The sequence below is a fragment of the Candidatus Chloroploca mongolica genome (assembly GCF_004762035.2).
In the GTDB taxonomy this organism is placed as follows: domain Bacteria; phylum Chloroflexota; class Chloroflexia; order Chloroflexales; family Chloroflexaceae; genus Chloroploca; species Chloroploca mongolica.
This window is the reverse complement of sequence record NZ_SIJK02000048.1, coordinates 24,750-38,584: the sequence shown is the minus strand read 5'-3', so window position 1 is coordinate 38,584 and position 13,835 is coordinate 24,750. Positions and strand designations below refer to the sequence as shown.

The following is a 13,835-nucleotide window of genomic DNA, read 5'->3' as shown; positions in this document are numbered from 1 at the left end:
TGAGGAATCTTCGCTGTGGCGCATGGAAGACCCCTCGCTGCGCTCGGGGTGACATTGCTGGCGCAGCGGGGGCGTCCGGTCGGCGTGCTTCCCAACAGGGCGTGCCGATCCGGCCGATCGCCGCGGTCGGTTGCCGCGTCGCCTGCGGCTGGCAGCGCTCCACGATCGGTGTGTGTGCCCATCAGCGGAGCAGCACTGGTCATGACCCGCACGTCATATGAAAAACCTACCCCCAAGAGGCCCACCATCCCCCACCTACCGCACGTGCCACCGGGGAGGGGCCGGATGGCGCTGCGTGCGCACGCACACCGCAAATCGTTGACCCCTAAACCGCATCAAAACGCCTCCGTGCGGGGCGCGAACATCAGCGTTGACCCCCTCCAATGTTACACCCCAGCCGCCTGCTGGCTAAGCCAGTCGGTCAGATCGCTGAGCGTGCCAAACTCCAGCAAGGCCTCACTGTTGCAACAGCCCTAGCCCTGCCCCGCAGGGCCGCTACAACGTCCGCCTTCGGCGGTGGGGTATCGTGGAGTTTCCGAACGGGGAGCCGACCCCGGGCGAGTTCGAGCGGCTCTGGTACCTCCTCATGATCATGCGCCTGGCAGCAGGTGGAGCAGAGCTTCGACGCGCGAGCGGAGTTCGTCGCGAACGGTGCGAAAGGCGCGACGCTGCTCATCGGGGGGGCCGGTGACAAGCACCGGATCGGCAACACTCCAGTGGATCTGCCGTACTGCTTCGCCCCAGCGGACGCAGTGCTCGCGGGCAATGTCACAGACGGTGACGATGAGATCGGGTTGGAGGTCGGCCAGGCTATCGAGGTGTTTCGCCGTCTGATAGCCAATGTCGAGGCCAACCTCGTGCATCACTTCAACAGTCAGCGGGTGGAGGCGCGTAGGCTGCGTGCCGGCACTGCGTACCGTGATCCGCCCATGACTCAGATGGCGCATCCACGCTTCCGCCATTTGTGAGCGGGCACTGTTGGCCGTGCAGAAGAAGAAGACGGTCGCAGGTGGAAGTTTCGCCACGGCCTCGGGATGCGGAAGATAGAGCAGCGTTCCGATCTGGGCATAGATCGTCTTGAGGGCCTCAAGATCGAGCCCATAGTAGGTTGCCCGCCCGTCGGCGTCGCTGCGATGGGTCAGCACGAGCCCGCCCTGGCGGAGCACCCCCAGATGATACGAGACGAGATTCTGCGAAAGGCCGAGCTGACTCACAAGTTCGCCGACCTGATAATCGCCCTGGCGCAACAGGGCTACGAGGCGCCAACGCGTCTCGTCGGCGAGTAGGCGTAACGGTTCGGGGAGCGCAGACGACATACGATGCCTCACACAATACGATACACTCTTTGACGCAAAGGCGCAGAGGCGCAAAGGTTGACTTGATTTTTATGTCTTTGCGCCCTTGCGCCTTTGCGTCAAAAAACACTTGCTAGATCTTTGCGCCTTTGCGCCTTTGCGTCAGAACATGACCGCCTATTTATAGCGTGCAGCGATCTCAAACGGCGAGACCCCCGCGACATATTCGATCCAGAGCCCCAGGTCACGCACGAGTTGCGGGATGGCCCCGTTGGCCTGGAAGCGTCGCGCTGAGGTGACGACCCTGGCCGGTAGGACAACGACGGAGGTGCGCTCACGGGCGCGTTCAAAGAGCCGGACGTCTTCAAAGAGCGGCCAGGCGGGGAAGCCGCCCAGGGCCTCAAAGAAGGTGCGACGGATGACGATGCCCTGGTCGCCATAGCTCGTCAGGCGCGTATCGTACCACATACACTTGGCGGCCAGATCGAGTACCAAGTCATCAATGTCAAAACTGAGCCGAAATTTGGCGATCTGCACCCGCGGTGCGCTAAACCAGGTCTCGAGCAACCCGATGACATCGTCGGGCAGCCGCGTATCGGCATGGAGGAAGATCAGGATCGCGCCATGCGCCGCAGCGGCACCGGCGTTGCACTGCGGCCCGCGGCCGCGCGGGGCCGCGACGACGGTGGCCCCGGCTGCTTCGGCGAACGCAACGGTGCGATCCTGGCTGCCGCCATCGGCGACGATAACCTCAACCTGGGACCCAAGACTGACGGCAGCCTGCACCGCCTCGGCAATGATCGCCTCTTCGTTGAGGGTTGGGATGATAATAGTGTACTTTTTCATATGTTTTTTGGGGCCTGAGGCCTCCGAGAATCCTGCTTGTGGTGGCAAAAACGGACAGCTTCGCTGTCCGTTTTCGCCACCACAAGCAAGGGTTTTGAGGGCGACAGCCATCCCTTTCTCCTGGTTCAAGGCACCCGCCATGGGCGGGCTCCTTAAACCAAATTTATACTTTTGTAATGTTCGCACGCCTGGTGCGGTGGTATACTAGCGTATAGTAGATTGTGATCAAGGGGAAAATTCCCCAAAAAGCCCTGGGGATAACCCAATAAGTGATCGCTGGTTATAGAATGGTAACACACGTAGGGTAAGCTAGAGTAACTGATTTTTTATTAATACCTGGATTGTAACGAAATTTTTGTGTCCGTGTTGAATAAGAAAACTCCGCGCCTGAGTGAGTGTTGGCGTCGGCACACGTAAACGTCTCTGCTCCGCAATTTCAAGGACGTGCTGTCACTCCAAGCGGGTTTGATCTGGGTTAAGGGGCGGAGTTGTGGGCATCCCTGGATTGGGATGTGGATGCTGCACCTTCGCTTCACCGGATTACATAGCTCAGTGCGGAGCTAAGCATGGATACGTCTTCTTCCCCGCCTCGCCGTCGCTTGTATCACAGGCTTTCCGTTGGCCTACGGTTTTTGCTTGTTGTCCTGCTGACCTTCAGTTCGGTCACCTCGGTCTTTGCCTCGGGGGCGAGCCTGAATATCAGTCTGCGCACCGATTTCCCGGTGGTCAACAGCGGTGCTTGGGCCGTCATCAACCTCGCGTATAGCTGTTCGGCGATCACGAACACCCCCTGTGAAGATGTTACGGTGAGCCTGCCGCTGCCGGATGAACTGGCGCGTGGTGCCAATGATGTGCAACTCTTCGCGGGTGATAATTATACGAGTGTCTATGACCCCGCTACCTCTACGGTCAACTGGGTCTTTACGTCCCAGATTGAGGCCGGTGATGCGGGGACGCTCCGCGTGGGGGTGCGCTTCCCCAATGGCTCAACGCCCGATGGCACGCTTGCGACGCTGCGCGCCGAGATGCGCTCTTCGACGACGGCCCCGAAGCTCTCCAATTTCTTATCCATTATGGCGCGGGCCGCGCCCAGCGCAACCGCAACCAAGCGCTTCATTGCTGGTGGTGCGCCCGGTGTCCCCACAACCTACGAGTTGCGGGTCTGCATGCCCAACAATACGTCGGGTCTGCTCAACCTGACCAATGTCCTGATTACCGATACGTTGCCGATCAGTGCCACCTTTGTCAGTGCCTCGAATGGTGGTACCCATAACAATGGGGTTGTGACCTGGGAGGCGACCGCGCTGAGTGCGCCGAGTCCGTTGTGTGCGACACGCACGGTTGTTGTTCAGTTTGCCGAGAGCGTGCCCATCGGGACGCTGCTGCGCAATGAGCTTGAGGTGAGCGCCCAGGCTGGTGAGACGACACTGCTGTTGAGTGATGCGGATGTGCGGCTGTTGCAACCGCCGACGCCGGGCTACACCTTTAGCAAGAGCGGGCCAGACACAGCCCTGGTTGGCGACAACATCACCTATAGCTTCACGACCCGCAATACCGGCACCACCGCCCTCAATAATGCGCAGATCACCGACCCGATCCCCGCTGAACTGCGCGTCAATCTGATCACCGCCGGCGGGCACAATGTCACACCAGCAAGTTCGGTGCGCCTGGAACTGGATTACACAACCAATCTTAACTCGACCTTCCGCACGATCCCTGGTGGGCCGTTCAACAGCACCTCCACGATTGATGTTGCCACACTCGCGCTAGGGGCTGGAGAATATATCACCTCGCTCCGCTGGCGTTACCTTGACCCATTGCCCTTTGGCTTTCAGTCTACCGCCCATAGCTTCCGTGCCACCGTGACAAGTGCCCCAATTAACTCGATTAACTCGATTGTAGTCAACCGGGCGACGAGTACGTATACCTACAATGATGTCACCGCGACACGGACAAGTGAAAAGCGGACACGGATCATCGAACCTGGTTCACGGGTCACCGTGAACAAAGCGGTGAGCCCAGAGACTGTCTTTGCCGGTGGTACGGTGACGTATACGGTGACGCTGAATAATACCGGCGTTGGGGGGGCCACCACGCCGCTCACCAACCCCGTACTGGCGGATCTGCTCGTCAATAGCCTGAGTTATATCCCCGATAGCACGACGGTGACGACCGGTGGCGTACCGGCCCCAACCACAGAAGTGCTTGACAACTATAACGGCACCGGGCGGACGCTGCTGCGCTGGAGTTGGAGCGAGTATAGCCTGCCGGCTGGACAATCGATCACGCTACGTTTCAGTGCGCAGATCAAACCTTCGACCCAGAGCGGGACGATCAACAATACCGCTGCGCTCGCGAGTTTTGCCAACCCGCCGGGCGAGGTCTTCCTGAACAATTGCAATAGCCAGGCAGCCGATAGCAATGACCTCGATGGCGACGGCATCACCAGTGAACTGATCTGTAGTTCGTCGATCAGCAGTGTGACCCTTGCGCAGGCGGCCAATACGAGTTCGCTCAAGCTTGTCTTTGGCCAACTTGATAGCAATTGGAGCCGCGATCCCATCAATGGGCACACAACACCTGGTGGGCAGGATGACTACCAACTCGTCATTACCAATACCAACAGCGTAGCGCTGACTGGCCTCGTCTTGATCGACATTATGTCACATGTAGGTGATGTTGGTGTCGTACGCTACTATGTCGAGCGTGAGACCGAGTGGCAGCCCTACCTAATTGGCCCGATCAGTGCGCCTGCCGGGGCAACGGTCTATTACAGTACGGCGAAGAACCCCTGCCGTAATCCCGAACTTGGTCTGACAGATGACGAAGGCGAACCGATTGACTTGCTCGGTTGTGTTGATCCCGCATGGTCAACGGCACTGCCAGCAGATATCACCACCGTCAATTCGTTCAAAATTGATTTTGGCGATCTGATCCTCTATCCGCAAGATGCGGTGCGGGTGACCTGGCCGATGCGGGCACCATTTACGACAAATCTTGTTGCACCTGTTGAGGCCGAAATTGCATGGAACAGTTTTGGCTACCGTGCCCGCGATCTGAGTGGCAACTACCTGCTGGCCGCTGAGCCGCCCCGCGTCGGCATTGAGCGCACCGAGATCAAGCCGCTGGCGTATGGCAACTATGTTTGGCATGACCTCAACGAGGACGGCATTCAGGACGAAGGCGAACCCGGGGTCAACGGCGCACGCATCGAATTCTACGAAGATGACGATGGCTTCCCTGGGCCGAGCGCGGGCGACCGCCTCGTTGGTTTCACGCTCTCGGGACCTGATGATGATGATAACCCTGGCTACTACCTCTTCTCGGATCCGACGCGCATCCAAGATGGCGATTACTATATTCGCGTCACTCCGCCGGCAGGCTATGGTCTGACGATCCCCAATCAGGGGGAAAATCGCGAAGTTGACTCGGATGTCGATCCGGTAACGCTCCAGAGCATTACAACCACGCTTGAAGCAGGCGAAATTGATCTCTCGTGGGACATTGGTCTGATCCGCCAGACGGCTGTTGGCAACTATGTCTGGATTGACCGCAATGGCGATGGCCTCCAGAATGAGCCGGTCAGCGATGGGATGAATGGGATCACGGTGACGTTGCTGAGTGGTGCTGGCGCAGTGCTGACAACCACGGTAACGGCGGATGATCCGGTTGGCTCGCCGGGCTATTATCTCTTCAGTGACTTGGTCTCGGGCACCTACCAGATCGAGTTTGTGCTGCCAGCCCATGGCGGCTTTACCTTTACCAACGTCATCACGAGCAATGATACGCTCAACTCCGATGCTGACCCCGTCACCAGGCGCACCGAGGTCTTCACTCTCATCGAGAATCAGCTCGACCTGACCCGCGACGCCGGGTTGCTGCTCACGTCTGGCAACCTGAGCCTGGGGGATCGGCTCTGGCACGATCTTGACAACGATGGGTGGTACGAACCACTCGCCGGTGAGGTCGGCATCAATGATGTGCGGCTGAGTCTCTATCGTGATTTCAATACAAATGGTGAGCCCGATCCTGGGGAGTATGTCGGCGGCACCTCGACACGAACCTTCTTGAGTGTGCCGGGGTACTATCAGTTTAGCAACCTTGCTGCGGGCACCTACATCGTTGTGGTTGACGACGATAATTTCAACGCGGGCGAAGCCCTCTTCGGCATGCGGCCCAGCGACGGTAACGCACCTGTTCCCGATCCCGATGACAATGTCAACCACGACAATAACGGGCAACTTTTTAGTGGTGTCGAGCGCTCGAGGCCGATCACGCTCACGGTTGGCGGTGAGCCAACGAACGATGGTGACGGCAACAACGGCAATCAGACGCTCGATTTTGGCTTTGTGAGCGGGGCCGCCCTGGGCGATCGCGTCTGGTTTGACACGAACAGCAACGGTCTCCAGGATGACGACGAACCAGGCGTGGCTGGGGTGACGGTCGAACTCCTCGATGGGACTGGCACGGCGATCCTCACGACGACCACCGATATCAATGGGCGCTATGGCTTTAGCCAGTTGATCTCTGGTACGTACCAGTTGCGTTTCAACCCGCCGATCAGCCATACCTTTACCATTACCAATAGTGAGAATCCGACGCTTGACAGTGACGTGGTTGAACCGGCCACGGGGCTCACTAGGATCTTGACGCTCACCGCAGGAACCACCGATCTGACCTGGGATGCCGGCCTGGTAGCCGTACGAGCGAGCCTGGGCGACCGGGTCTGGGATGACCTGAACCGTGATGGCATCCAGGATACCGCAGAGATTACCGGCGTCGCCGGCGTCGAGGTACGGCTCTACCGGCCCGGCCCCGATGGGCGGGCAGGCACCAGCGATGACGAACTCGTTATCACGACGACAACTAGTATTACCGGCAGTTACACCTTCACCGATCTCATTCCAGGGGCCTATTTTGTTCATTTCAGCAGCATACCAACGGGGTATGCAGTCAGCCCCAATGACCGGGGCGGCGACGATAGCCTCGACAGCGATGCCGACCCGGTGACGCGGCGCACCGCGATCACGACCCTCAGCCCCGGTGAAAATGACCCCAGTTGGGACATGGGCCTCTACACCTTTGCCAGCATTGGCGACCGGGTGTGGAATGATGCCAACAACAATGGCATTCAGGACGGTGGCGAAGGTGGCGTCAATAATGTCACCGTCCGGCTCTACCAGCCTGACAGTGGTGTGGCGGTAGCAAGCACAACCACGAATAGCGGTATATACCAGTTTACCAACCTCATCCCCGGCGACTACTACCTCGAGTTTGTGCTGCCGAGCGGCTACCGCGCCAGCCCGCAGAATGCGGATGGCAGCACCAGCGAGAATGATTCAGACGCGAGTCCAACGACCTACCAGACCATTGCAACCACCCTTGATCCCGGCGAAAATGATACCAGTTGGGACTTCGGCATCTTCCGTACGGCCAGCCTTGGGGATCGGGCGTGGCTCGATCTGAATGCCGACGGCATCCAGGATGCAAGTGAGACGAGTGGCGTGCCCGGGGTGCAAGTTGTGCTCTACGACAGCGACGGCAACGAACTCAATACAACCGTCACCAATGCCAGTGGCAACTACAGCTTCGGTGGGCTCATTCCGGGCGACTATGCGCTGCGTTTTATCATCCCTGACAGCTACCTGCTCAGCCCGCAGGATCAGGGTGGCAATGATGCGCTCGACTCGGATGTTGCTCCTGTCACCTTCAGAACCATCACCACCACGCTCGTCGCCGGACAAAACGACACCAGTTGGGACATCGGCCTCTACCAGCCTTCCAGCCTCGGCGACCGGGTCTGGCACGACCTGAACAGCAACGGATCACAGGATAGCGGCGAGCCGGGGATCGCCGGGGTTGAAGTGAGCCTCTACCGGCCTGGTGACGATGGGGTTATTGACGGCGGCGACGATAGCCTGGTCGTCACGACGACAACCGACGCCGATGGCTTGTACCTCTTTGACAACCTGGCCCCTGGGCTCTATTTCATTGCATTTGGGGCCACCCCTGGCTACAGCCAGCTCAGCCCGCAGAACGCGCCAGGCATCACAACGACGCTCGACAGCGATGTTGATGTCAATCGGCGCACCCCTGTGATCGACCTCGGATCGAGCACGATCGACCTGAGCTACGACATGGGCGTCTTCAACCTCGCGAGCCTCGGTGATCGGGTCTGGTTCGACGCAGATATCAACGGTATCCAGAATCTAGGTGAAACTGGGGTTGCCGGGATCACCGTTACCCTCTTTAGCGGGGCCGGGCTTGCGCTGATCACGACAACGACCGATCTCAATGGGATCTACACCTTTACTGACCTGATGCCAGGGGATTACTACGTCGTCTTCAGTGGTCTCCCGGACGATCGCTCGTTCACGCGACGTGATCAGGGCACCGACGATACGGTTGACAGCGACGTGAACCCGCTCAGTGGCGTGAGTACGCTTGTCCGTTTGGCGTCAGGTGATAACAACCGCGACCTCGATGCGGGTATCTACGAGAGCATCAGGATCGGCAATCGGGTGTGGCACGATCTCAATGCCAACGGCATTCAGGACACCAACGAAATCACCGGTGTGCTCGGGGTGCGCGTCGAGTTGTTTGATGCCGATGATAACCTGATTGATGTGACCTACACTGATCGTGATCCAACGATCCCAGGGAATCAGGACGGTCTCTACTGGTTTGGGGATAGCTTCCCGCTGCTGCTTGGCACCTACCGGATCCTTTTCACCGAAATCCCGACGGGGTATCAGCGCAGCCCTCAGAGCGAGGGTGATGACCGAGCGCTCGATAGCGATGCCAACGACGCTTTCGCAATCGTCGGTATCACACCCGTCTCGGGCGATAACCCCGACTATGATCTTGGCCTCTACCAGTTTGCCAGCCTCGGCAATTTGGTCTGGGACGACCTGAATGCCAACGGGATTCAGGATCTCAATGAACCGGGCATAAGCGGTGTGACTGTCACATTGAATGGCCTCACCGGTTTCGGTAGCGCGGTCATCAGCACAACAACGACCGACGCCAGTGGCATCTACACCTTCACCAACCTAGTGCCGGGTACGTATACCGTCACCGTCATAGCGCCAACGGATTATCGCTTCACGGCCCAGGATCGCGGGACTGACGACGAGCGCGATAGTGATGCTGATCCTGTCACCGGCGTGATGACGAGCACCATCCTCACCTCGGGCGAGAACGACCTCACCTGGGACGCGGGGCTCTATCGGCCCGCCAGCCTCGGGAACTTTGTGTGGCACGACCGCAACGGCAATGGCGTGCAGGATGGGGGCGAGCCGGGCCTTGGTGGGATCACGGTTGGCCTGACTGGCGTCGATGGCCTTGGTACCGATGTGGTCAGCACAACGACGACGGCGACTGGCTACTACACCTTCACCGATCTCGTCCCGGGCACGTACACCGTCACCGTCACGGCGACTGATCCGTATACCTTTACCTACGCCAACATCACCGATAGCGAGGTCAGCGGCGCAACCGACGCCAATGACTCCGACGCGAACCGGCTCACCGGCGTGATGGCGAGTACCGTGCTCACCTCGGGTGAAGAAGACCTGACCTGGGACGCGGGCCTCGTCGAACGAGCGAGCCTGGGCGACCGAGTCTGGCACGACATCAACGCAAATGGCATCCAGGATGGTGACGAGATCGGGATTCCCGGTGTGACCGTCACGTTGACGATCTACGGGCGCAACCGCAGCTACGATGTCAGCGACACAACGCTTGTCACCACCACCGATGCCAGCGGCCTCTACACCTTCACCGACCTGCTGCCAGGCGTCTATCGGGTGACTGTTACCCGTCCCGACGACTACGACCGTTTTAGTCCACAAAACGTCGGCGACGATACGCTCGATAGCGATGTGAGTGTGCTGACTGGCGCCACCGCCGACATTAACCTGGCCTCGGGTGTTGATGATCCCACCTGGGACGCCGGGCTCTATCGGCTGGGCACCATCGGCGACCGGGTCTGGGACGATACCAACGGCAACGGGTTACAGAACGATGGCGAACCGGGGGTACCGAATGTCAGGCTCGACCTCAACGGCGTGACGGGGGCCGGGATTACGATCAATGCCACGACGCAGACTGATGCAACGGGAATCTACACCTTTACGGATCTTGTCCCTGGGACCTACACCGTCACCGTCACCGCCCCCAGCGGGTACCGCATCACCGCCCAGAATGAGGGTGGCGATGACGAAGACAGCGACGCCGATCCAACGACCGGCGTGATGGCGAGCACCGTCATCACCTCGGGGCAGGTTGACCGCACCTGGGACGCGGGGCTCTATCGGCCGGCCAGCCTCGGCAATTTTGTCTGGGAAGACATGAATGCCAACGGGATTCAGGATGATGGGGCAACCGGTCTGGCAAGCGTGGTCATCACGCTGACCGGAACAACCGGCGCAGGCGTGGTGCTCAGCCCGATCACGACGACGACCAACGCCAGCGGGATCTACAGCTTTACCAACCTTGCCCCGGGCACCTACACAGTCAGTGTCACCGCTCCAGCGACCTACTTCTTTAGCCCGCAGGGGCGAGGCACGGCAGCAACCGACAGCGACGCCAATGCGACTGGCGTGATGGCGAGCACCGTCATCACCTCGGGCGAGAACGACCTCACCTGGGACGCGGGGCTCTATCGGTTGGCGAGCATTGGCAATTTTGTGTGGGAAGACATCAACGGTAATGGCGTGCAAGACGACGGTGCCGCCAGCGGGCTCCCCGGGATCACCGTTGGCCTGGTGGGTGTGAGTGGCCGTGGTGACAGTGTCAGTCTGACGACCAACACGGGTGTCACTGGCTACTACACCTTCACCGATCTTGTGCCAGGGTTCTACACCGTCACCGTCACGGCGACCGATCCGTATACCTTTACCTACGCCAACATCACCAATGGCGAAGTCAACGGCGCAGACAACACTAATGACTCCGACGCGAACCAGTCCACCGGCGTGATGCCGAGTACCGAACTGACCTCGAATGAGCAAGACCTGACCTGGGACGCGGGCCTGGTGATCCCGGCGAGCCTGGGCGACCTAGTGTGGGAGGATCTGAATGGCGACGGTGTGCAAGACGCGGGTGAGCCTGGCTTTGGTGGCATTACCGTGACGTTGACTGGGGCCGGGCGCGACCGCACCTTTGGCACTGGTGACGATACCATCAGCACGACGACCACCACAACGACGCTCGCGATCAATGGCACCTACAGCTTCACCGGACTCCAGCCGGGACTCTACCGAGTCACCTTCACACGACCCGCTGGTTACGCCTTTACACGGGGCGATGTGGTGACAACCACCGACGCGCTCGACAGTGACGTGCCAACCGGTGTCACGGCGACAGCGACAACGATCCCGATCACGCTGCTCTCGGATCAGGACGACGAGACGTGGGACGCCGGGCTCTATCAGTTGCTCTCGCTGGGCAACCGGGTCTGGGAAGATCTGAATAACAACGGACAGATCGACGCCGGTGAGCCAGGGTTCAACGGTTTGACAGTGCGTCTGTACCGTGATGCAAATGGTGACGGCGACGTTGCGGATACGAATGTCAACGGCTTCAACGAGACCATTCCCGTCAGCACGACGGCCACGAGCAACGGGGGCTATTACCTCTTCAGCGGCCTCGAACAGGGCGACTATCTGGTCGAGGTGGTGCCTGGCGCGGGCTATATCTCGAGCAGCGGCACCAACGGCAGGACGACAGGCCCGTACGAGCCAGCGCCCGACGCCGACACTGATCCGACCGATAGCGACGACAACGGCACCCAGGGCACTGGTGTCGTACGCAGTAGCGTGATGAGCCTGACCCCCGGCAACGAGCCAATCAACGAGAGCGACCCACTCGTCGTGCTCAGCGATCCGGCACGCGATGAAAACAGTAACCTGACCCTCGACTTTGGTCTCTACCGTCCGGCGCGCCTGGGCGACCTGGTCTGGCTCGACCGCGACGCCGACGGTCGCCAGGATGGCGGCGATGAAATTGGCATCGCTGGCGTGACCGTCACGCTCTTTAGTGGCGGAAGCCCGGTGCTGACCACGACCACCACGAGCACTGGAACCTACAGCTTTACCTATCTGGCCTCGGGCGTCTATACGATCAACTTTAGCCTGCCACCCGACTATCTGCGCAGCCCGACCAACGCAACGGGCGCACTGACCGCGACGAACGACTCAGACGCTGCCCTCCTGACTGGTAATACCACGTTGATCACAGTGACGCCAGGGCTTGATGACACAAGGTGGGACGCCGGGTTCTACCAGTACAATGTCAACCTGGGCAACCGCGTCTGGGACGACCTGAACAATAACGGTCTACTTGACGCTGGTGAACCGGGGCTTGCCGGGGTGACGGTAGTGTTGAGCGGCACCACCGGGTTTGGGACGAGCGTGCTGCTGACGACCACGACCAGCATCACTGGAAGTTACAACTTCACCAACCTTCATCCGGGTAACTACGTCATTGCACTACCCGCAAGCAACTTTACCACTGGCGTGCTCTCGGCGACCGCCACGCTGCCGGCGTACCGCAGCAGCACGGGCACCAATGCCAGCGCCACTGGCCCCTATGAGCCAGCGACTGACCCTGATAATGATGTTGATAACGACGACAACGGCACCACCACCGCAGATGGCGACGTGCGCTCGTTGCCGCTAACCTTGCGCACCCATGACGAACCAACCGACGATGGTGACAGCAGCGATGGCAACCTGACCGTTGACTTCGGCCTCTTCCGCCCACTCACCCTGGGCAATCAGGTCTGGAATGACCTCGACAACGACCGAACCTTCGACGCTGGCGAGCCAGGGATCAGCGGGGTGACGGTCGAGTTGCGCAACAGCGACAATACTACGACGATCAGCACGACAACCACCAGCGCGACGGGCACCTACATCTTTACCAACCTGGTTGCTGGCGACTATCGCGTACGCATCCCGAGCAGCAACTTTGGCGCGGGCGGCGCGCTGCGCTTCTTCCGCAGCAGCGACGGCGGGGCTGCGACCGATAACGCAGACGATCCAGATAACGATGTCAATAACGACGACAATGGCGTTGGGCCGACGGGCGGCGTTGTCGCGGGCAATGTTGACAGCGGCGTGATCACGCTCAGCGTCGGCGGCGAACCCGGCGGTAGCAACACCAACCTGACGCTCGACTTCGGCTTCTACAGCCTGAGCCTGGGCAACCTGGTCTTTGAAGACCTGAATAACAATGGTCGCTTTGACGATGCCACCGAGAGCGGCGTTGACGGCGTGACCGTCGCCCTGCTCTACGACGCCGATGGCGACGGCACCATCGCTGGCGCCGAAACGACCCCGATTGCGACGACAACCACGAGCGATGGCGGACGCTACTTCTTTAGTACGCTGCGTGACGGCGGCAACTACGCGGTGCAGATCACGCTCCCGGCGAACTACGTCTCCAGCACCGGCGGCAACGGTCTGGTTGTTGGCCCCTACGAGCCGGCCCCCGACCCCGACGATCAACCGGCTGACGACGACGACAACGGCACCTTTGTCAGTGGCACCCTGGTACGCACCTCTGTCTTTACGATGACGGTCGGAGGCGAACCAGAAGGCGAGACTGACACGACGCTGCCGACCGATATCACCGATCCGGCGAACGACGATAGCAGCAACCTGACGATTGACTTTGGCATCTTCAACG

4 protein-coding genes (1 of these 4 only partly in view) are annotated in these 13,835 nt (G+C 59.9%); 1 reads left to right on the top strand and 3 read right to left on the bottom strand.

Annotated elements, in window-relative coordinates:
* From EYB53_RS19640 to EYB53_RS19630, 3 genes are all read right to left on the bottom strand, one after another.
* On the bottom strand, positions 1–203 hold a 203-nt coding region (locus EYB53_RS19640; protein WP_205712693.1), incomplete at its 3' end, for a hypothetical protein.
* 387 nt (positions 204–590) lie between these two features.
* The gene (locus EYB53_RS19635) at positions 591–1,316 is read right to left on the bottom strand and encodes a metalloregulator ArsR/SmtB family transcription factor (protein WP_135480177.1); all 726 of its coding nucleotides are present in this window, start codon (positions 1,314–1,316) and stop codon (positions 591–593) included.
* 156 nt (positions 1,317–1,472) lie between these two features.
* A complete protein-coding gene (locus tag EYB53_RS19630; protein ID WP_135480175.1) occupies positions 1,473–2,141 on the bottom strand; it encodes a TIGR04283 family arsenosugar biosynthesis glycosyltransferase in 669 nt (222 codons plus the stop codon).
* Positions 2,142–2,707: 566 nt separating this feature from the next.
* Here EYB53_RS19630 and EYB53_RS19625 point away from each other — a divergent pair.
* Positions 2,708–13,835 carry the 5' portion of an SdrD B-like domain-containing protein gene (locus EYB53_RS19625; protein ID WP_135480173.1) on the top strand. Its footprint extends 24,353 nt past the window's final position, so 11,128 of the gene's 35,481 nt are visible here — the first part of the coding sequence; its start codon is at positions 2,708–2,710; its stop codon lies off the right edge, out of view.